This window comes from Tabrizicola soli, from assembly GCF_015999335.1.
GTDB lineage: Bacteria > Pseudomonadota > Alphaproteobacteria > Rhodobacterales > Rhodobacteraceae > Tabrizicola > Tabrizicola soli.
Genome location: NZ_JAEACP010000017.1, coordinates 95,395 through 118,309 on the forward strand (window position 1 = coordinate 95,395; position 22,915 = coordinate 118,309).

Annotated in this window: 6 protein-coding genes and 1 CRISPR repeat array; all 6 genes read right to left on the reverse strand. The window is 66.4% G+C overall.

Going from position 1 to position 22,915, the window contains the following annotated elements:
- Positions 1-15: 15 nt before the first annotated feature.
- Positions 16-1,527, reverse strand: a complete 1,512-nt coding sequence (locus I7S92_RS16245; protein ID WP_197646289.1) for an ABC transporter substrate-binding protein — start codon at positions 1,525-1,527, stop codon at positions 16-18.
- Positions 1,528-1,810: 283 nt separating this feature from the next.
- A CRISPR array of direct repeats spans positions 1,811-18,249; the repeat unit is 32 nt; unit sequence GTTTCGATCCGCGCTCCCGGATGGGGAGCGAC.
- Between the two features lie 184 nt (positions 18,250-18,433).
- Positions 18,434-18,724, reverse strand: a complete 291-nt coding sequence (gene cas2, locus I7S92_RS16250) for a CRISPR-associated endonuclease Cas2 (protein ID WP_197646298.1) — start codon at positions 18,722-18,724, stop codon at positions 18,434-18,436.
- A gap of 1 nt (position 18,725) precedes the next feature.
- Complete coding sequence (gene cas1c / locus I7S92_RS16255; protein ID WP_197646300.1) at positions 18,726-19,760, reverse strand: type I-C CRISPR-associated endonuclease Cas1c; 1,035 nt, start codon at positions 19,758-19,760, stop codon at positions 18,726-18,728.
- Positions 19,757-20,389 carry a CRISPR-associated protein Cas4 gene (gene cas4 / locus I7S92_RS16260; protein ID WP_197646302.1) on the reverse strand — a complete coding sequence of 211 codons (633 nt, stop codon included), beginning with the start codon at positions 20,387-20,389 and terminating at the stop codon, positions 19,757-19,759. Before cas4 ends, cas1c begins: the two co-directional genes overlap by 4 nt.
- Before the next feature lie 3 nt (positions 20,390-20,392).
- Positions 20,393-21,346: a type I-C CRISPR-associated protein Cas7/Csd2 gene (cas7c, locus tag I7S92_RS16265; protein WP_197646304.1), complete on the reverse strand. Its 954-nt coding sequence runs from the start codon at positions 21,344-21,346 to the stop codon at positions 20,393-20,395.
- 59 nt (positions 21,347-21,405) lie between these two features.
- Positions 21,406-22,827: a type I-C CRISPR-associated protein Cas8c/Csd1 gene (gene cas8c, locus I7S92_RS16270; protein WP_197646311.1), complete on the reverse strand. Its 1,422-nt coding sequence runs from the start codon at positions 22,825-22,827 to the stop codon at positions 21,406-21,408.
- Positions 22,828-22,915: the final 88 nt, after the last annotated feature.

Genomic DNA, 22,915 nt, shown 5'->3' on the forward strand with positions numbered 1-22,915 from the left:
CGGCCTTTCGCGGCGTCAGGACGCCTTCTGGATGCCGCGCAGGAAGAATTGCGCGTTCAGCCCATTGACCGGATAGCCCGTGACCTTGACGGTCGAGACCACGATCTGCGGGTAGAGGAAGAACCAGTTCGATGCGGCATCCTCGGCGATGATCCTGTTGGCCTCGGTCAGCTTCTCGGTCTGCTGGGCCTCGGTGTCGCTCGCCTCGGCCTCTTCGATCAGCTTCGTCACCTCGGGGTTGTTGTAGCCCCAGTAGAAGTCGGGGTTGCCGTAGAAGACGATGTCGCGGTGGTTGACGTGTTCCTGCAGCGTCGCCTGGAAATCGTGCTTCTGGTAGATCTTCTCGTACCATTCGTTCGGCGTGATGATGTTGATGTTCACCGTGACGCCGATCTTGGCCAGTTCCGCCTTCACGAATTCCGCCGTGATCGGATGCGGGTCGTAGTTCGGCGTGTCCAGCGTGAAGGTGAAGCCATCGGCAAGGCCCGCCTCGGCCAAGAGCGCCTTGGCGCTTTCGGGATCGTAGGGATCGACCCCGGTCAGGTCCACATACCAGGGATCGGTCGGCGGCACGAAGGAGCCGATCAGCGTGCCCCGGTCGCCCCAGATCGCCTCGAGCAGCTTCTTGTCGTCGACCGCCCGCGCCAGCGCCTTGCGCACCTTGACGTTGTCGAAGGGCGCCACGCGGTCGTTCCAGGCCAGGAGCTGCTTGGTGGTCGATTTCCCCTCGGCGATGGTGAAGGCCGAGGTGTCCGCGAACATGCTCAATGCATCCGGGCTTTGCACCGAGGTGATGATGTCCACCGCATCGGTCAGAAGCGCATTGTTCAGCGCCGCCGCTTCGGAGAAATAGCTGAAGACCGCCCCGCCGTTCGCGGGCTTCTCGCCCCAGTAGCCGTCGAAGGTGGTCAGCGACAGGGCGGTGCCGCGCGCCCAGTCCTCCAGCCTGTAGGGGCCGGTGCCGTCCTCTTTCGCGGTGATGTCGCCGGCGGCGTCATTGACGACCCAGACATAGGACAGGTTGTAGGGCAGCGAGATCGACTTCGAGGTCAGGGTGACGACCACCGTCTTGTCATCCGGCGTCTCGATCCCGGCGATGTTCGCAAGGCTGCGCTTGCGCGAGCTTTTCGAGGCCTCGGCCACGACGCGTTCGATCGAGTATTTCACATCCGCCGCGGTCAGCGGGTCGCCGGAGTGGAAGGTCACCCCGTCCTTGAGGGTGAAGGTATGGGTCAATCCATCCTCGCTGACCTCATGGCTGGCGGCGAGCACGGGCTCCACCGTGCCGGCGTCGGTCAGGCGGAAGAGGGCCTCATAGACGTTGTCGTTGAAGGCCTCGTTGATGCCCTGACCGGCGCCTGCGGTATTGTCGAGGTTCTGCGGCTCATAAAGCGACCCGATCCGCAGGACGGCGGCGGGATCGGTTTCGGCCAGAAGGGCGGAAGGGGCGACGCTCAGCGTCAGGGCCAGAAGGCCTATGCCGAAAAGGGTGCGCATTGCCGGCGGGGCAAGGGTCTCATGGGACATGGGAGAACTCCTGTGATCTCTTCCTGAGGACTGTCGGGATGCGCTGGGGGCGTCGGTCCTTCGGCTTTCAATGGATCGCTTAATGGCGCGATCGTCAATTCCATTCCGGCAGCGGAAAATGGGTAAGTCTTGCTGCCCCTGCCGCCATCAAGATGAAATACCCACCGCGCGCGGCCCCCGGGATCGGCATGCGGCCTGCCTTGGCATGGCCTTTCGCAATCGGCGGCAGCATGTGCGTGGCCCGGAGCCAGGGAACCGCAACTGCTCCGAGCGAGCATGGCGCCGGCCGATCCGCGCTCCCGGATGGGGAGCGACCATTTGCGGTCAGGGGCCTTCGTCATGGTGTAGTAGTTTCGATTCGCGCTCCCGGATGGGGAGCGACTGCGTGGTCTCGCGTGGTGCATGAGCCGGATGTGGTTTCGATCCGCGCTCCCGGATGGGGAGCGACTAGGAGATTTCCGCGTCGATGCCTGCGACCTCATCGTTTCGATCCGCGCTCCCGGATGGGGAGCGACGGGCGCGCGCCAGCTGGTGCTTCTCGGTTTCGGCGGTGTTTCGATCCGCGCTCCCGGATGGGGAGCGACGGCCGCACGATCCAGCGGCAGGCGTCCGTCAGCGAGATGTTTCGATCCGCGCTCCCGGATGGGGAGCGACACCGACAGCACCGAGGACGGGGCGGCCCTCAAGTGGTTTCGATCCGCGCTCCCGGATGAGGAGCGACCAGCGATGCCACGTCCTCGACCCGCTCGCCGATCTCGTTTCGATCCGCGCTCCCGGATGGGGAGCGACAGTCCTGGGCGCGGCCGCCACGTCCGAGGCGATCGTTTCGATCCGCGCTCCCGGATGGGGAGCGACTTGCCGCCATTCGTCCTCGATGCTCTCGTGGTTGTCGTTTCGATCCGCGCTCCCGGATGGGGAGCGACGACAACTGCGGCGGAGAAGGGGTGATCTGGGCCGACGTTTCGATCCGCGCTCCCGGATGGGGAGCGACCTGCTGGCGCGCGCCGGTCGATCGGGTGGCACTGGAGTTTCGATCCGCGCTCCCGGATGGGGAGCGACGGTCTATTTCGCATGAGCAAGCGCCCGGCAATCGGGGTTTCGATCCGCGCTCCCGGATGGGGAGCGACGAGCGCACGGTCAGCCGCTGCCTGGTCCGGCTCTGGTTTCGATCCGCGCTCCCGGATGGGGAGCGACGACATTCGGGCCAACCTCCGGAGCGCGCCCTTGTCGTTTCGATCCGCGCTCCCGGATGGGGAGCGACGTCGATCGTCTTCTGGGCGATCCAGCTGTCCGAGTTTCGATCCGCGCTCCCGGATGGGGAGCGACCGGGGACACGGTGCAGGACGTGCTTGTGGTGCAGGGTTTCGATCCGCGCTCCCGGATGGGGAGCGACGGCGGGGCCACGCTTTTTGTGAGGATTGCCTAATGGTTTCGATCCGCGCTCCCGGATGGGGAGCGACCTGGCAGGCTGCCAGCGCGCAGACCAGCTGCACGGTTTCGATCCGCGCTCCCGGATGGGGAGCGACGCGCCACCTGGTCGAACACCGAACAGCTGGGCAAGGTTTCGATCCGCGCTCCCGGATGGGGAGCGACCGCGCTTCACGTCACACCTCCATCTTGAGCTTGCGGTTTCGATCCGCGCTCCCGGATGGGGAGCGACGCGTGATGACCAATGCGGCCATTGCCTTCACCAAGTTTCGATCCGCGCTCCCGGATGGGGAGCGACTGTCGGTGCCGGTGACTTCGGGGCTGTGGTCGAGGTTTCGATCCGCGCTCCCGGATGGGGAGCGACGCAGATGCTTCCGCACAAATGCTGGTGGAGCGTCAGTTTCGATCCGCGCTCCCGGATGGGGAGCGACTCGCCCTTCCCGAATGACGTCTTCGCGGACGCGCTGTTTCGATCCGCGCTCCCGGATGGGGAGCGACAGCCGCCGCGTTGGATCAGGTGGCGGCTCTGAGGGAGTTTCGATCCGCGCTCCCGGATGGGGAGCGACGGTCTCTTCCTTGGCGGTGATCAGCTGGAGGTCCCAGTTTCGATCCGCGCTCCCGGATGGGGAGCGACGCGGATGGTCTCCGGTCATTGGGAGGCTCCTGTCAGGTTTCGATCCGCGCTCCCGGATGGGGAGCGACGTTCGACCCCGAAAGCGCCCGCGCGGTGTAGGCCAGTTTCGATCCGCGCTCCCGGATGGGGAGCGACAGGAGACGACCGGCGCGGGCCTTGCCGACTTGGCGGTTTCGATCCGCGCTCCCGGATGGGGAGCGACGTCCTTGTGGCCGTTCTTCTCGGTGATGTAGTCGTTTCGATCCGCGCTCCCGGATGGGGAGCGACCTGCGGCTCGGGCCAGGTCAGTTGCCCCCCCACATGTTTCGATCCGCGCTCCCGGATGGGGAGCGACCACCCGGCGCGGGACACTGCGCGCTAACGGCATTGTTTCGATCCGCGCTCCCGGATGGGGAGCGACGGCGGCGTGTCCAAGCAGTATGTTTTCGGGGATGGGTTTCGATCCGCGCTCCCGGATGGGGAGCGACTCATGCAGGCGGTGAAAAGGTCGCAAGCCGCCTCGTTTCGATCCGCGCTCCCGGATGGGGAGCGACCTGGGCGATGAACGGCACCACCCTGGCGGCCGTGATGTTTCGATCCGCGCTCCCGGATGGGGAGCGACACCCGCGCGGGGGTTCGGGCAACAGCTCGGTCGCGTGTTTCGATCCGCGCTCCCGGATGGGGAGCGACTTGCCGTCACCATGGCCCAAGGCTTCGCCAACCATGTTTCGATCCGCGCTCCCGGATGGGGAGCGACCCGTTACCCCCCAAAATCATACCACGACAAACCGGGTTTCGATCCGCGCTCCCGGATGGGGAGCGGCTATCGCCCCGGCCTGATCACGGTGGACTATCACCCGTTTCGATCCGCGCTCCCGGATGGGGAGCGACGCGGCTGGGCGACCGTGCGCCGGAGCCCGAGCTGTTTCGATCCGCGCTCCCGGATGGGGAGCGACCTGGAATTGGTGATCAGTTCTGATGCATCGCCTCGGTTTCGATCCGCGCTCCCGGATGGGGAGCGACCCTGCACGGCCATCCAGATGATCAGGGCCAGGGTGTTTCGATCCGCGCTCCCGGATGGGGAGCGACGGGTGTGGAAGTCGTCCCACCCCGGCGAGGATCTGTTTCGATCCGCGCTCCCGGATGGGGAGCGACCGGGCGGAAATCTCCGCCATGCAGGGCTTGCGCAAGTTTCGATCCGCGCTCCCGGATGGGGAGCGACATCGGCTGGTAGAGCTTCGTCGCCACGCCTTGCCGTTTCGATCCGCGCTCCCGGATGGGGAGCGACCCGCCGCGCCCGGATCGTCGAGATGGTCGGCCGGAGTTTCGATCCGCGCTCCCGGATGGGGAGCGACGGCGTCGTGCCACCATTGACCGCGAAGTGGGTCGATGTTTCGATCCGCGCTCCCGGATGGGGAGCGACGCCCTTCATCACGGTCTTCATCGCCTGGTCGAAATCGTTTCGATCCGCGCTCCCGGATGGGGAGCGACTTACGGGCGCGACGCTTATGGTCGTCCCCTTCCGGTTTCGATCCGCGCTCCCGGATGGGGAGCGACCGCATTTCCACGCGATCCTGTTCTTCACGGATCTGTTTCGATCCGCGCTCCCGGATGGGGAGCGACGTCAGACCCCCAAGGGCTGGCACATGGCGGAGTGTTTCGATCCGCGCTCCCGGATGGGGAGCGACCATGATTTATCAGGGCAAGGCCCGGCATCCTGTTGTTTCGATCCGCGCTCCCGGATGGGGAGCGACATCTGATCGGCGGACAGGTTGCGCTGCGCCCAGGCGTTTCGATCCGCGCTCCCGGATGGGGAGCGACAGGGGCTGTAGCGCCTCCTTGGCGTCAGGGATACCCGTTTCGATCCGCGCTCCCGGATGGGGAGCGACAACCGAGGCCCGCAGTTGATCGAGACCGGACCGGGTTTCGATCCGCGCTCCCGGATGGGGAGCGACGTCCCGATCAGGGATAGGACCCATCGGCTTAGGGCAGTTTCGATCCGCGCTCCCGGATGGGGAGCGACAGTCACAAATTGTTCTAGGTTGCTTTTCCCGATGGTTTCGATCCGCGCTCCCGGATGGGGAGCGACGTGGCGGATGCCCGTGACCTCTGGGAGGCCCACGTCGTTTCGATCCGCGCTCCCGGATGGGGAGCGACAGCGTGGTAGCCGTTCGGCCCCCTGTGGCAATTGTTTCGATCCGCGCTCCCGGATGGGGAGCGACGGTCGTGTTCAGCACCGTGAACGCTGTCATGGACGCGTTTCGATCCGCGCTCCCGGATGGGGAGCGACGCCCCGCGCCCGCATGTGAGGCACCCGGCCGACGTTTCGATCCGCGCTCCCGGATGGGGAGCGACCCGACCGGCGCAGGAAAGACCGTCACCGCTGCGGTTTCGATCCGCGCTCCCGGATGGGGAGCGACTTCCTGATCCGCGCCAGGTCGAACTTGAAATTGTAGTTTCGATCCGCGCTCCCGGATGGGGAGCGACGTTCCCACTGCTCTGGCCCGAAGGCCACCCTCGCGTGTTTCGATCCGCGCTCCCGGATGGGGAGCGACGCGGCATGGCGCGGGGGGCTGATGCGCTTGCGGCAGTTTCGATCCGCGCTCCCGGATGGGGAGCGACGTCCGTCTTGACGCGGGCGACCTGCGCCTCTGGTGGTTTCGATCCGCGCTCCCGGATGGGGAGCGACGCGCCGAAAGATGACGCCCGCGATCTGCTGGCGGCGTTTCGATCCGCGCTCCCGGATGGGGAGCGACGGAACATCAGCGCGCACGGGCGCGACGCCACAAAGGTTTCGATCCGCGCTCCCGGATGGGGAGCGACGTAATGCCGATACTGATCCCGCCATCGGTGCGGAGTTTCGATCCGCGCTCCCGGATGGGGAGCGACTGGCCGTTACTGGTATCCGACCGGCTCGCTTCGGGTTTCGATCCGCGCTCCCGGATGGGGAGCGACGCCCGCCCGACGGCATCGCCCGGTCTACTGGTGCGTTTCGATCCGCGCTCCCGGATGGGGAGCGACGCACAGGCACGACGGCAAGCGGTGGAGCGGCTGGTTTCGATCCGCGCTCCCGGATGGGGAGCGACATCTGAGCAAGGGCTACCGGCTGGTCAGTTTCGGTGTTTCGATCCGCGCTCCCGGATGGGGAGCGACCTGCCAGACGCGGCTGGCGTCGGCCTGCGCTATGGTTTCGATCCGCGCTCCCGGATGGGGAGCGACGATGTAGGTCGGCACATTGGCGTCGTCGGCGTGTTTCGATCCGCGCTCCCGGATGGGGAGCGACGATAGTGTAAACGTGGTCATACTTGTTGGTCTGGTTTCGATCCGCGCTCCCGGATGGGGAGCGACCTCACGCGCTCAAGGCTGAAGGAGCAGATGGCAGTGTTTCGATCCGCGCTCCCGGATGGGGAGCGACCGACCTGCGCCACGCGGCGCGACCAGCCCTTGCCGTTTCGATCCGCGCTCCCGGATGGGGAGCGACCCGGACCTCCGCCCAGGTCAGTTCCGCGAGCGTGTTTCGATCCGCGCTCCCGGATGGGGAGCGACCGGGGCCATGCGGAGGCAATTGCAGAGGTTCTTGTTTCGATCCGCGCTCCCGGATGGGGAGCGACGTTAAACCCCGGTTCTGTGCGGGGCGGCCTTGCAGTTTCGATCCGCGCTCCCGGATGGGGAGCGACTTCCGGGTCCTTGATCGCATCGAGGGCTTGCAGCGGTTTCGATCCGCGCTCCCGGATGGGGAGCGACGATGTTCGGGGGCCGCGCCGTTGACGAGGCGATGGTTTCGATCCGCGCTCCCGGATGGGGAGCGACGATCCGAAATGCGGTCGTGGTCGAAGTTGCGAGCGTTTCGATCCGCGCTCCCGGATGGGGAGCGACTCTGCCGCGTGATCGCTTGGCGACGATCCCCACAGGTTTCGATCCGCGCTCCCGGATGGGGAGCGACATCCGTGCCGCCGAAATTCACACCCGCTGTCGAGTTTCGATCCGCGCTCCCGGATGGGGAGCGACGTCCCCGGCACCGACGATGGCGCCGGTGGACAGGACGTTTCGATCCGCGCTCCCGGATGGGGAGCGACCCGCCCCTGTCCTCGAACAGGAACGGCCGCTGGGGTTTCGATCCGCGCTCCCGGATGGGGAGCGACCGACCAGCGCGCCGCGCTTGACCGGCTGATCGCAGTTTCGATCCGCGCTCCCGGATGGGGAGCGACAGGGCGCGGCCCCGAACGCATCGCCGTCGTCGCGGTTTCGATCCGCGCTCCCGGATGGGGAGCGACCCGCCGATGGTCGGCGGGGACACCACACGAAAGGGTTTCGATCCGCGCTCCCGGATGGGGAGCGACCGCAAGGACCAGATCGACGAGATGCGGGCGATAGTGTTTCGATCCGCGCTCCCGGATGGGGAGCGACGATGCCTGACGGCTCGCTTGTCCGTCTCCCAACAGTTTCGATCCGCGCTCCCGGATGGGGAGCGACCGGCGAGGGTCGCCGGGGTCTACCGTCAGGAGAGTTTCGATCCGCGCTCCCGGATGGGGAGCGACACCTCGGTCGGAGCCTCGACCGTGCCGCCATAGGCGTTTCGATCCGCGCTCCCGGATGGGGAGCGACGCCCTCATGACCTTGGTGGATGATGGGCGGTGCGGGTTTCGATCCGCGCTCCCGGATGGGGAGCGACGCCTTGCAGCAGACAGCCGACATCAACACGATCCTGTTTCGATCCGCGCTCCCGGATGGGGAGCGACCGGAGCAGGCGGTGGAATCGCCTGTTCCCCAAGAAGTTTCGATCCGCGCTCCCGGATGGAGAGCGACCTGGCGTCGCCGCATTACGACGAGGCCGAGATGTTGTTTCGATCCGCGCTCCCGGATGGGGAGCGACCGTTGACACGGACACGGCATGGTCGGACCTGACCGGTTTCGATCCGCGCTCCCGGATGGGGAGCGACCGCTTGCCAGATGCGCACCCCGGCCGAACTCCGGGATGTTTCGATCCGCGCTCCCGGATGGGGAGCGACGAGAAGCGCCCCCTCTTGGGCGGCGACGATGATCGTTTCGATCCGCGCTCCCGGATGGGGAGCGACCACATGTCATCGGTGAACCAGCTGGCCGAGGTGGTGTTTCGATCCGCGCTCCCGGATGGGGAGCGACCATCATCGAAGGCGGTATGCGCTCATGGGACATCGTTTCGATCCGCGCTCCCGGATGGGGAGCGACGGCAAGGATGGCGCTGCCCCGGCCCGCAAGGAGAAGTTTCGATCCGCGCTCCCGGATGGGGAGCGACTTCGTGAAGCACCGCCTATAGACGGCAGATCGTGGTTTCGATCCGCGCTCCCGGATGGGGAGCGACGGGGCGTCTGCATACTCCTTGTTCCAGTATGCAATTGTTTCGATCCGCGCTCCCGGATGGGGAGCGACAAAACCACCGGCTGCGAAGTCACCACGTCTTGCAGGTTTCGATCCGCGCTCCCGGATGGGGAGCGACCGTCTCCCCCGACATCCTCAAGAACATCATGCAGGGGTTTCGATCCGCGCTCCCGGATGGGGAGCGACCCGCAAGCTGGCGCTACAAGCCAAGTTGATCTGCGGTTTCGATCCGCGCTCCCGGATGGGGAGCGACAACATGGTCGCTGCACTCCAGCGCGCGGGTGATGTTTCGATCCGCGCTCCCGGATGGGGAGCGACGACCCAATTCCGTAGCGGCCGCGCATGGGGCCGTTGTTTCGATCCGCGCTCCCGGATGGGGAGCGACTGTGATCGCCTACTACCGGCACATCGCCAATGCGTTTCGATCCGCGCTCCCGGATGGGGAGCGACGCGACGCGATGGCCGCGTGGCACATCGCATCGGCGTTTCGATCCGCGCTCCCGGATGGGGAGCGACACCAAGGAGGCGGTTGTCGAGTGCAGTGACGAGGTTTCGATCCGCGCTCCCGGATGGGGAGCGACCGATCTGGCCCCGGCTTCCTACGACCACGTCATCGTTTCGATCCGCGCTCCCGGATGGGGAGCGACTGCAAGCCGCCAAGCCCGCACCGGCCTCGGTGCCGGTTTCGATCCGCGCTCCCGGATGGGGAGCGACTATTGCGGGCCGAAGTCGTTGCCGGTGTCGATGTGGTTTCGATCCGCGCTCCCGGATGGGGAGCGACGCGCCGGGCGCAGGCGGGGGCAGCATAGATGCCACGTTTCGATCCGCGCTCCCGGATGGGGAGCGACCCCTTGCCATATAGCAGCCACTCCACAGACACGCGGTTTCGATCCGCGCTCCCGGATGGGGAGCGACTGGCGAGCTGGACGTATTCGCCAGCCTTGGAGCCGTTTCGATCCGCGCTCCCGGATGGGGAGCGACGCCGGGGATCAGATGCCCGGCCATGCCGTCGCAGTTTCGATCCGCGCTCCCGGATGGGGAGCGACCCACGGCGGGGCTTGCCGGTCGGCCTTGCCTTCAAGGTTTCGATCCGCGCTCCCGGATGGGGAGCGACGCGTCGGCGGGGGTGAGACGCCTAATGTTTGTCGCTGTTTCGATCCGCGCTCCCGGATGGGGAGCGACCTGGCGACGGCCCCAAGGGTATCAGACACCATCGTTTCGATCCGCGCTCCCGGATGGGGAGCGACGAGCACCCGCCGCAGCGCACTGGATCTGGTCCAGACGTTTCGATCCGCGCTCCCGGATGGGGAGCGACGCATCAGCCGAAGGGTGGCGACGGCCCGGTCCTTGTTTCGATCCGCGCTCCCGGATGGGGAGCGACATGAAGGAAGGTCAGAAAAGGGCGGCGCCCAGCAGGTTTCGATCCGCGCTCCCGGATGGGGAGCGACGCCCGAAGGCATGAGCAGGACGTCACCCTTGGTGTTTCGATCCGCGCTCCCGGATGGGGAGCGACGCAGGACGCGGGGCATCCCGTCCGGCGGCGGCCTGTTTCGATCCGCGCTCCCGGATGGGGAGCGACTGCAGACCCTGATCAAGCATCTGCATGGCGGCGAGTTTCGATCCGCGCTCCCGGATGGGGAGCGACAGGCGCGCCAGCGCGAGGTGGCGATCGCCGCCGCGTTTCGATCCGCGCTCCCGGATGGGGAGCGACGCCCACCAGAAGGCCGGCCGCCTGGTGCGGGTGTGGTTTCGATCCGCGCTCCCGGATGGGGAGCGACCGCCCACCGCACCGCCGCCCTGTTCAGCGCCTTCCCGTTTCGATCCGCGCTCCCGGATGGGGAGCGACACGCGCCCATTCAGCCCCTGCTGGACCTGTTCCAGTTTCGATCCGCGCTCCCGGATGGGGAGCGACCCGATGAAGCCGGCATATCCTACGTCCTGTCCTATTGTCTCGTTTCGATCCGCGCTCCCGGATGGGGAGCGACTCGGTCAGGACATAGTGCCGCGCCTGTTCAAGGGTGTTTCGATCCGCGCTCCCGGATGGGGAGCGACGGGCAACGGTGCTGACAATCAGCCAGATTGAGGCGTTTCGATCCGCGCTCCCGGATGGGGAGCGACGTTCCCGCCGTCGCCTCGGCCGTCCGGCTGATTTCCGTTTCGATCCGCGCTCCCGGATGGGGAGCGACGGTCCCGCGCCCGTGGTGATGAATTCATCAAGGCGTTTCGATCCGCGCTCCCGGATGGGGAGCGACGCGGCGGATCGGGACCGGAAGGCGCGCTTTGACCGGTTTCGATCCGCGCTCCCGGATGGGGAGCGACCCCCCGATCCGGCGCAAACCGCCGCCGATCCGCCGCGTTTCGATCCGCGCTCCCGGATGGGGAGCGACGGCCGCGCCGGACTGCCTTCTCTGGCTCTGGGCGGTGTTTCGATCCGCGCTCCCGGATGGGGAGCGACCCTCGACATGAAGGATATGTCCGACCGCCACATCGAGTTTCGATCCGCGCTCCCGGATGGGGAGCGACTCGGCGCTATGACCCATCCCTTGTGGCGCAAAAGCTGTTTCGATCCGCGCTCCCGGATGGGGAGCGACTCGGCCCCAGCTCGCGCCAGAAGACATGCGGCTCGTTTCGATCCGCGCTCCCGGATGGGGAGCGACGGCCAGCGTCACCGGCTGCGGCAGGGCTGCGCTGTTTCGATCCGCGCTCCCGGATGGGGAGCGACGACGCCGCAAGTCGGACGGACGAGGCAACGCGTTGTTTCGATCCGCGCTCCCGGATGGGGAGCGACCTGATTGGCGCGCTGATCGGAAACTTCTTTTCGGTTTCGATCCGCGCTCCCGGATGGGGAGCGACTGCCAGCCGTCCGACTGCGCCGCGACAGTGCCGGTTTCGATCCGCGCTCCCGGATGGGGAGCGACGTCGGGCGATTTCGTCTGGCCGGTGAGGATGCGGTAGTTTCGATCCGCGCTCCCGGATGGGGAGCGACCTGACCGCCGTGGAGAGGCTGGTGGAGGCGCTGAATGTTTCGATCCGCGCTCCCGGATGGGGAGCGACAAGGGCACCTTGCGTGATGCCGATCATCGCCGCGTTTCGATCCGCGCTCCCGGATGGGGAGCGACCGTTGGGATTTGACGACAGCCACCGCATCGCGGCCCGGTTTCGATCCGCGCTCCCGGATGGGGAGCGACGTCTCAAACTCACCGTCAACGCCCCAGACTTCGTAGTTTCGATCCGCGCTCCCGGATGGGGAGCGACCCCCGAGTTGGAGGGCGCGGGCGTCAAGGAAATGCTGTTTCGATCCGCGCTCCCGGATGGGGAGCGACGGCCGCCGGTGCGTTCGGTATCTGGCTGCTGTCGGTTTCGATCCGCGCTCCCGGATGGGGAGCGACAACGAGGCTGTGCGCCTCGCCTACAACTGCGCGGTGTTTCGATCCGCGCTGCCGGATGGGGAGCGACAGGCGGTTCGCCGCCTCGTCTGCTACCGGATCGACGTTTCGATCCGCGCTCCCGGATGGGGAGCGACCAATTCGGCGCAAAGCCGCCGTAACACGCTGGATGTTTCGATCCGCGCTCCCGGATGGGGAGCGACGGTGCCAATATTGCGCTGCGCGGGGGTCCTCGCGGCGTTTCGATCCGCGCTCCCGGATGGGGAGCGACGGCGGACCGGGACGCGACGCCAAAGGTCGCGGTGTTTCGATCCGCGCTCCCGGATGGGGAGCGACCAAAGAGGATCGCCTGGTCCATCACGGCGCTTCGGTTTCGATCCGCGCTCCCGGATGGGGAGCGACCGCATACCGCGACGGCATGACACAGGAGGCCATCGGGTTTCGATCCGCGCTCCCGGATGGGGAGCGACACGCCAACGATCCCGCGCTCGTCGCCAAGCGCGTGGTTTCGATCCGCGCTCCCGGATGGGGAGCGACGCGGGCTTTCCGACCATCAGGGCAATCCTCGAGCGTTTCGATCCGCGCTCCCGGATGGGGAGCGACCGCCATGTGGGCCTACCTCTTCAAGAAGTTCACGGTTTCGATCCGCGCTCCCGGATGGGGAGCGACCGAACCCCATCAGCGGCGCTCCCGCCTGGCGAGTAGTTTCGATCCGCGCTCCCGGATGGGGAGCGACCAGAGCGATTGATCTGGCCTTCCTTGTCAGTGTTGTTTCGATCCGCGCTCCCGGATGGGGAGCGACGGCCCGAGACGGCCAGCTCCTGCGCCGCCTGGTCGTTTCGATCCGCGCTCCCGGATGGGGAGCGACGCGATCACCTGCACCGGGCGCTTCACCTTCTGCAGGTTTCGATCCGCGCTCCCGGATGGGGAGCGACGCGTTGCGCCCCTCTCTCTCTCTTTCTCTATCTTCCTGTTTCGATCCGCGCTCCCGGATGGGGAGCGACTGGCCGCGGCCTGCGACAAGGTGCCAAAGGTGCCGTTTCGATCCGCGCTCCCGGATGGGGAGCGACGGGAGACTTGGACGGACGGAAGCACCCTACGGGGTTTCGATCCGCGCTCCCGGATGGGGAGCGACTTACGGGCTGGGGAAAGTCGTATGGTGCTTATACGGTTTCGATCCGCGCTCCCGGATGGGGAGCGACAGGTTACGGTTTGGCACAGTTTGCCCTGTCGGGTGTTTCGATCCGCGCTCCCGGATGGGGAGCGACCGGGGCCTGATCCCGCCAGAGGCATCCATCGCCGAGGTTTCGATCCGCGCTCCCGGATGGGGAGCGACGCCATGCAGGCAATGCAGGCCGACACCGCGCCTGTGGTTTCGATCCGCGCTCCCGGATGGGGAGCGACGCCAGTCGGCCGTGACCCAGGACTTGAGTTGGTCGTTTCGATCCGCGCTCCCGGATGGGGAGCGACTCGAAGCCCTCGCCCATCGGCCGCTTGTCAATCGTTTCGATCCGCGCTCCCGGATGGGGAGCGACAGGGAGGACGTGCGGCCTAATCTCCCGGCCGCCGGGTTTCGATCCGCGCTCCCGGATGGGGAGCGACCCCCCGAAGGCCCCCGGCACCCGTTCACCTGGCGGTTTCGATCCGCGCTCCCGGATGGGGAGCGACACCGTGCCGCACTTGTTGCCGTTGCTGTCCCGCAGGTTTCGATCCGCGCTCCCGGATGGGGAGCGACGGCCGATCAGCCGCTCGCAGACCTGCATCGGCGTCAGTTTCGATCCGCGCTCCCGGATGGGGAGCGACCAATCGGCGATGACGCGGCCGATATAGCGCAATCCGTTTCGATCCGCGCTCCCGGATGGGGAGCGACCGATAGGCGATATCGTATGAGGTGACGTCATAGAGTTTCGATCCGCGCTCCCGGATGGGGAGCGACCTCGCTAGTGGCGCGTGTCGACGGGCTTGTAGACAGTGTTTCGATCCGCGCTCCCGGATGGGGAGCGACGCCAAGACGCTGGATGCCCTTGCTCTCGATCATCAGTTTCGATCCGCGCTCCCGGATGGGGAGCGACCGCCGATGCCTGGATCGGCCCCGATGCAGGGTCAAGGTTTCGATCCGCGCTCCCGGATGGGGAGCGACCGGCTGGTCATCGGTGATGACATCTCGAAGTGGGAGTTTCGATCCGCGCTCCCGGATGGGGAGCGACCTGGCCGGATCAAGCGCATGGCGTCGATCCGAGCGTTTCGATCCGCGCTCCCGGATGGGGAGCGACTATAACGCGACTGAACCGTCATCGGCGTGACGAAGTTTCGATCCGCGCTCCCGGATGGGGAGCGACGGGGTCGTGGTCAACCAACTCGAGCTGCTCGTTGAGGTTTCGATCCGCGCTCCCGGATGGGGAGCGACGATCGGCTGCGGTAATGCCGGTTCGGATTCAACTGTTTCGATCCGCGCTCCCGGATGGGGAGCGACCCCGAGACGTTGAAATTCGAGGGCTGCGCCGAGCCGTTTCGATCCGCGCTCCCGGATGGGGAGCGACTCTGTCTGGTAAACGATCTTCATCTTGCCCATCAGTTTCGATCCGCGCTCCCGGATGGGGAGCGACGGTTGCCCCGGCGTCCTCGGGCGGGGCATCGCCCGGTTTCGATCCGCGCTCCCGGATGGGGAGCGACCCTCGCGCCAGGACGCGGCCGGCGGCAGGGCGAGGTTTCGATCCGCGCTCCCGGATGGGGAGCGACGCACCCGCGCACCCAAAGCTGCGCACTCAGGCGCGTTTCGATCCGCGCTCCCGGATGGGGAGCGACGAACCACGGAAATCACGTCGCCCATGTCCCCGAGGTTTCGATCCGCGCTCCCGGATGGGGAGCGACGGCGCTGCCGCCGGGCGATAGTGTAGTCGAGCACGTTTCGATCCGCGCTCCCGGATGGGGAGCGACGGGCCTCGCCCAGGCGATCATCCGCACCATCTCCGTTTCGATCCGCGCTCCCGGATGGGGAGCGACTGGCGGGCAGCGCGCCGGAGCCGACGAATGCGGCGGTTTCGATCCGCGCTCCCGGATGGGGAGCGACCCCAGCCTGGCACCATCTCGCCGCCCTCGCGATGGGCGTTTCGATCCGCGCTCCCGGATGGGGAGCGACTGACCTGCGACCGCGTGGCGTCGATCTTCTCGATCGTTTCGATCCGCGCTCCCGGATGGGGAGCGACAGTCCACCGAGATCTGCGAGACGCCGAACTCGGTGTTTCGATCCGCGCTCCCGGATGGGGAGCGACTGGCGAGCTGGACGTATTCGCCAGCCTTGGAGTCGTTTCGATCCGCGCTCCCGGATGGGGAGCGACAGGATCAAGATCTGACCAGTGCCCTGCCGATAGGTGTTTCGATCCGCGCTCCCGGATGGGGAGCGACCGCGGGTCAGACCGGCGACATCGGCCCCGATCATGTTTCGATCCGCGCTCCCGGATGGGGAGCGACCCGCATCCGCCGGATCGCCGAGGCGTTCCACTGGTCGTTTCGATCCGCGCTCCCGGATGGGGAGCGACGTCGACTCCCGCTCCTCCCAGCCCCGCATCAGGAAGTTTCGATCCGCGCTCCCGGATGGGGAGCGACCAGGCAGCGGCTGACCGTGCGCTCCTCGTAGGGACGGTTTCGATCCGCGCTCCCGGATGGGGAGCGACCCGCGATAGTCGGTGCCGTTGACGGTGGCGGTCACGTTTCGATCCGCGCTCCCGGATGGGGAGCGACTCGATGGCTTCGATCCGCTCGACCGGCGACGGACCGTTTCGATCCGCGCTCCCGGATGGGGAGCGACATAGGCCGCTTAGGGTCCTTCCTGATACGGGGTGGTTTCGATCCGCGCTCCCGGATGGGGAGCGACGCTCCAGCCGCTTGCGGCACGGTGCGATCCAGTCGTTTCGATCCGCGCTCCCGGATGGGGAGCGACGCCAGCTTGCGGCTGTAATCCGGATTCAGGGCGCGGTTTCGATCCGCGCTCCCGGATGGGGAGCGACGACTAGATCGCCGATCTGGCGGTCGATTTCCTGCTGTTTCGATCCGCGCTCCCGGATGGGGAGCGACCCTTTGTGGATTATCCCGGCATAAGAGCCATATTGTTTCGATCCGCGCTCCCGGATGGGGAGCGACGGTGATTGGGATTTCCCGAGAGCCACCCCGTCGCAGGTTTCGATCCGCGCTCCCGGATGGGGAGCGACGCCGGGATCGAGACGGAGGGGCGGGGATGACCGACGTTTCGATCCGCGCTCCCGGATGGGGAGCGACTCGGCAAGCTCCCTGACCCGACCCCGGAGCAGGAGTTTCGATCCGCGCTCCCGGATGGGGAGCGACAAGTCGATGAGGGACTCCCCCCTCCCTCCAAGGCGGTTTCGATCCGCGCTCCCGGATGGGGAGCGACGGCTCGTATCGCCCATGATCGTCTGGTGGAAGACATGGTCGTTTCGATCCGCGCTCCCGGATGGGGAGCGACGACGCCGCAAGTCGGACGGACGAGGCAACGCGTTGTTTCGATCCGCGCTCCCGGATGGGGAGCGACGCAAATGAGCCCGACAACGAAGGCGCAAATGATGTCGTTTCGATCCGCGCTCCCGGATGGGGAGCGACGACCGGGCGCCGCAACGAGGGCCTGGACACGATGTTTCGATCCGCGCTCCCGGATGGGGAGCGACCACCTGGTCGCGATGTTCAGGCCGCTGGAGACGCCGTTTCGATCCGCGCTCCCGGATGGGGAGCGACTGCTCGGCCGTGAGGCCAAGACGATTGGCGGCGGTTTCGATCCGCGCTCCCGGATGGGGAGCGACCGAAGTCGTCGCCCCCGGCCCTCGGCCCATAGCCGTTTCGATCCGCGCTCCCGGATGGGGAGCGACGAAATCTTCATGGTCTTTCTCTCCTCTGACCGATGTTTCGATCCGCGCTCCCGGATGGGGAGCGACCGGCTGTAAAGCCGCGCAAAGCCGCGCCCGAGCCGTTTCGATCCGCGCTCCCGGATGGGGAGCGACAGTGGGCCGGGGTGATGGTGAGCGTGGTGAGCATGTTTCGATCCGCGCTCCCGGATGGGGAGCGACAGGCCGGGGCGACGGGCTACAAGGGCGCGCCGGTGTTTCGATCCGCGCTCCCGGATGGGGAGCGACTTTTTCTGGACTGGCCCTATAAGGGTCTCTGGCCGTTTCGATCCGCGCTCCCGGATGGGGAGCGACGGTTTGGTTGGTGTTCGGCATCAGGCCGTAGAGGTGTTTCGATCCGCGCTCCCGGATGGGGAGCGACTCAAGAAGCGCCGCACACCGGAAGTCGTCATCGAAGTTTCGATCCGCGCTCCCGGATGGGGAGCGACTAGGCCATCTGTATGATTGCCCGCATCACCATGGTTTCGATCCGCGCTCCCGGATGGGGAGCGACGCTGGGCCGCGGCACCGAGGAAGACCACCTGAAGGTTTCGATCCGCGCTCCCGGATGGGGAGCGACCAGCGGGCGCCCCTTGGGCACCTCAGCGCCTTCGGGTTTCGATCCGCGCTCCCGGATGGGGAGCGACCCAGCCATCCGCGCCAGTACGCCATGCTCCTGATGTTTCGATCCGCGCTCCCGGATGGGGAGCGACTTTCCGCTCGTTGCACCGCCAAATGCCGCACAGGGCGTTTCGATCCGCGCTCCCGGATGGGGAGCGACTCGGCCCTCCCCTTAAGGTAGTGAGGCGCGTAAACGTTTCGATCCGCGCTCCCGGATGGGGAGCGACCAAACCGCCGCGCGGCTGAACGCCTATCAGACGCGTTTCGATCCGCGCTCCCGGATGGGGAGCGACTTTGCAGCAGGCCGCCTTCGCCCGGCAGCATCGGGTTTCGATCCGCGCTCCCGGATGGGGAGCGACCATGGTGACGCGATAGGCGCGATTGAGAGTAACGTTTCGATCCGCGCTCCCGGATGGGGAGCGACCGCCGGGAAGTAACCGGCTTGCAAACATAGGTAAATCCCCCTGAAAATGCGGATAACTGGTTGAAGAGCGAAGACTGAAGACTTCAGCCAACTGCTGGAACAAAAAATCTCTACGATTTCAAAGAGCCGAGCTGGCTGCGAACCTCTGCCCGGACTCCAGCACGCTTGTGGTTCGCAGGGAAGTTCAGATGATCAGCGGGCCGTTTAGATCTGTTGCCTGCTTGGCGCCGACGTGCTCCACTCGGCGGGTCCAGTTCGCGCCGAGGTAGTAGTAGCGCAGGCTGTCGTGCGCGGGCAGGATGATGCCCTCCAGCCTGGCCTTCAGCTTCGTCCATTGCGCCGGATCGACCTCGATTTCGAAGACCGAGAACTGCACGCGCTGACCGTAATCCTCGCAGGCGCGGGCGACTTGGCGCAAGCGTTTTTTGCCGCCCTCTTCCAGCGTATTCACATCATAGGTGACGAGGACCAGCATCTCAACTCCAGAACCAGGGCGGATAGGCGTCGATATCGCCGCGCAGGTGGCGGGCCAACATCTGGGCCTGCAACCAGGGCACCAGGCCGAAAGCCGCTTTCTCTGCCAGGAAGGGATGCAGGCGCTCCTCCTTTTTTCGGTCCTGCCAGGCGGTCAGAACCAGCTTGCGGGCGTCGTCGGTCAGCAGCACCGCGCCGCCCTCCATCCTGCGGAAATCGGCGGCCCGCAGCTGGCGGCGGTTGACCAGCGATAGCGCCAGACGGTCGGCCAAGGGCGCGCGCAGTTCCTCCATCAAGTCCAGCGCCAGCGACGGCCGCCCGGGCCGATCGCGGTGCAGGAAGCCGACGGCGGGGTCGAGGCCCACCGCCTCGCAGGCGGATCGGCAGTCATGGGTCAGGAGCGTGTAAAGGAAGGAGAGAAGCGCGTTCATCGCATCGAGCGGCGGGCGGCGCGAGCGGGCAGTCCAGCGCAGCTCGGGGTCGGGGGAGCGGATCAGATGGTCGAAGACGGCGAAGTAGTGATTGGCCGCTTCCCCTTCCGAACCGCGCAACAGTTCAACGCTGTCATCCTTCGCCTGCACCCGGCGCAGGATCATCGCCATGCGGTCGGTGGCAGTCTCCAGGGCGGCACGAGCCTGCGGGTCCATCTCCTCGCTGTAGTCGCGGATCGCGCGGCGGATCACCGCACGCTGGTTGGCGATCTTGCCGATGACGATGGACCGCACGATGTCCTCGCCGCCCTCGGCCGCGCGGTATTGCGCCCGGCGCAGGAGGACGTTGCCGGTGACGGGGCCTTCGATCCGGGCCTGGAAGCGACCGTTGCGGTCCAGGATCACCAGGGTGATGCCGCGCTCGGCGCAGGTACCGATCAGGGCGGGGGTCAGCAGGATAGGCCCAAATGCGACGACCGAGGCCAGCATGTGGAGGGGCACCCGGGCGCGTTCGGCACCCTCGACCTCGGCCACCAGGTTCTCACCGTCCTTCTTCAGGGCGGTGCCCTCGGTGGTGACATAGACGGTGTTCAGGAGCTTCCTCATGCCAAGGCCTTGGCGAGCATCCGGTCGCGCCATAGCCGCACGGGGCGGGCGTGGGTCTCGGGACGGCAAAGGTCGATCAGCGAACAGGCGCGACAGCGGGATTTGTGGGGGGTGGGTGGTGGCGTTGCGCGGCTGGCGAAGACGGCCGACAGATCGGTCACGGCGGCTTCGGTCAGGGCGCGCAGGGCGGCGTCGAAGGGGACGGTGACACGGCGTTTGGTCTGGGCATAGAAGAGGGCGCCCTCGAGGACCGGGCGGCCGGTCATCTCCTCCAGACACAGCGCCTGCGCGCAGAGCTGCGCCTCATCGGCGCGGTGCAGCTTGGGCTTGCCGCGCTTGTATTCCACCGGATACGCGGTCTCGCCATCCGGGCCGGGCTGGAACTCCACCAGATCGGCCACCCCGGTGAGGTTCAGCCGTTTCGAAGCCAGTGGCAGCGACATCACCCGCCGCACACCCCGCGCCCTGCGGCTGCCGCCCTTGTCGGCAACGGCGTGCAGCACATCACCCTCGGCGGTGAAGCGGTTCTCGGCCCAGAGCCGCTCCAGATGGATCAACGCCGCCTGCCGCAGGCAGTAGACGGCGTGCTGGATCGCCGAGAGGGGGATGGGATCCGTCTCGGCGTCCATCGGCTACACCAGATCGAGGATATCGACCCCCTCGGGCAGCCCATCACGGTCGATCTCGACGATGTAGTCCGAGAACTTCCGCGCCGGGGCGAGGTTGCCGATGCCGCGGTCGTCCACCGCACGGAACTCGCCATCGACGTTGCGGCCGATCCTGACCCGGTCGAACAGCGTGTGAGCCGGGGCGTTGCCGAGGGCGTTCTGGTGGCGGAAGGCGATCAGGCGGCGGGTGGTCATCTCGCCGCGCGCGGCCGAGCGGTCATGCTCGAAGGCGTTCGTCAGCGCCTCGAACAAGAGGTCGAGGTCGGCTTCGGAAAACCCGGTGCGTTCGGCGAATTTGGCCGAGATGAAGCCATGGGCGACATAGAGACCATAGGGCACGATGTGCTTTCGGCCCATGGTGCGGTTGTCGGTGCGGCTGTCGCCCTCCTCGGCCCCCTCGGTGCGCTTCTTCTGCTCGGCCTCGTTGGTGGCGGCCATGCGGGTGATCGAGATTTCCACCGGCAGGATCGGCTCGACCGAGGAGGCGAAGGTCATCTGCACCGGACCCTTGACCTGCCCGCAGTTGATGCCGGTGGACATCACCGCGCCGAAGGTGCGCACGTCGAAGAAGTTGGTGCACATCCAGTCGCTCAGCGCCTTGGCTTCGGCGTTGTCCTTCGGGTTCAGTTTGGCGTCCTTCTTCGACTTGTCGTCGGCCCGCAGCGCCACATAGGCCTGACGGTGCTTCTCGTTCAGGATCGCGCCTTCCTGCACATAGATGTGGTGGCCGGCCTCACCGCCCTTCGCCAGTTCCACATAGTTGCGGATCTTGCGCTTGAGGCTCACGTCGCTGACCAGCCCGTGGTTCGTCTCCGGGTCGAGCCGCGGCAGGTTGCCGGCGTCAGGGTCGCCGTTGGGGTTGCCGTTCGTCACGTCGAAGATCAGCACGAAGTCGTGGCGGCGGGAAAGCGTGGTCATGGGCGAGGTTCCTTCGGCGGTTTGCGGTCGCGGCGAGGCAAAGAGATCGGTCTGCGCGGTCATTCGTCCGCTCCGTCCGCGTCGGTGTCGGTCTTTTCGTCGCGCTTGCGGAAGAAATCGCTGCGCTGATGATAGTAGCCCAGCCCGAACAGGGCCTGTTCGGTGGCAGCGAGCGAGGCGGGATAGGGATCGTTGCCCGGCTCCATCAGGTCGGTGATCGAGGTCAGCAGCTTTTCAAGGTTCACCGCCCGGCCGGGCGACAGCTTGCGCAGCTTGGAGAAGTGGTTTTGCGACCCCGCATCCAACGTGCGGTAGACCTTCTGCGGCGTAGCCGAGGCCGAGCCGTAGAACTTGTCCTTGATGGTGGCGTTCACGTTGCCGCCAAGCGCGGCGCGCTGGACTTCCTCATAGACGGCGAACAGCCGCCCGAGGATATAGCCCTTGTTGGTATTGGCGGGATCGAGCGCCACGGGGGCCTCCTTCGACTGGAAATTGCGGATCAGGACGGACTTCAGGATCGCAGCGCGCAGGGCGTTCACCTCGCCATCGGCGCGCAGCCGCATCAGCACGGTGGACAGCAGCGTCAGCGGATAGGGCGCGCCCGTCAGGATCGCCCGCATCCATTCTCCGGCAACGAGCGGCGGCACATTCTCGCGCTTGCCCAGCACGGCCAGTTCGGTGAGATAGCGCCAAAGCGGCGGCCAGCCGTCGCGGGGCGGGGGCTCCAGCCTGGTGTCGTCGAGATAGCGCTGGTAGTTGGCGGTCAGCGTGCCGAAATCGCTCTCCCAGTAAAAGCGGACCGAAAGCCGCGCCGCATTGGGGGCGAGGCCGAGGACGTGGAAGCGCACCCCTGCGGCCAGATCGGGGGCTATGGTCGTCAGTCTCTGCCCGTTGCGGATCTGGTCCAGCTTGTCCTTTATCTTGGCGGTCTCGTTCTTGTCGTCGGCAAAGGTATCAGCGCCGGAGCCGTCAAACATCTGGGCGAAGATCGCCTCGGCTTCGGTGAGGTGTTCAGCATTCAGCGTCATGTCGGCTGCATCCGCCCAGAACACCGTCGAGGCATCGCCGATCTGCAACCTGTGGGCCTTGTCGGCAAGGAAGCGGTTCAGCGCGGTGGTATAGGCGAAGGCGGCGGCTTCGGAGACGGGGGCGTTGTCGCCTTGTGTATGGCCGTAAGATTCGTATGCGTCTTCGTTGAACGAAACAAGGGAGGCCCCCGACGACTGCGCATCCTTGACACCCTTGATTGAAGGGTGAAGCCGTGCGATGGGGCCCACTTTTCCAGTGATGAGGCACGCGGCATCCGGCAGTGCTTCGGAGAGCTTGATCTGCTCCCAAAGCTTCTGAGCCGCTGGCGTATCGTGGACAAAAGTTGGTCCCGAGCCTCCAGCGACAGCAAAGACAACTGCCTGATCAAGCATTTCCGCAGGCCAAGAATTGGCTAGGCTCCAGACCCATTGATTTCGGGCGGTTCGCGTGATTCAGGCCTCGCAAGGAGACCTGACCGATGAGCAACCTCTACTGGCTGTCCGAGGCGCAAATGGAGCGCCTGAAGCCATTCTTTCCGAA

Coding starts and splice junctions, on each gene's coding strand:
- I7S92_RS16245 (WP_197646289.1), bottom strand. CDS start 1,527: ATGTCCCATGAGACCCTTGCCCCGCCGGCAATGCGCACCCTTTTCGGC.
- cas7c (WP_197646304.1), bottom strand. CDS start 21,346: ATGACCACGCTTTCCCGCCGCCACGACTTCGTGCTGATCTTCGACGTG.
- cas1c (WP_197646300.1), bottom strand. CDS start 19,760: ATGAGGAAGCTCCTGAACACCGTCTATGTCACCACCGAGGGCACCGCC.
- cas4 (WP_197646302.1), bottom strand. CDS start 20,389: ATGGACGCCGAGACGGATCCCATCCCCCTCTCGGCGATCCAGCACGCC.
- cas2 (WP_197646298.1), bottom strand. CDS start 18,724: ATGCTGGTCCTCGTCACCTATGATGTGAATACGCTGGAAGAGGGCGGC.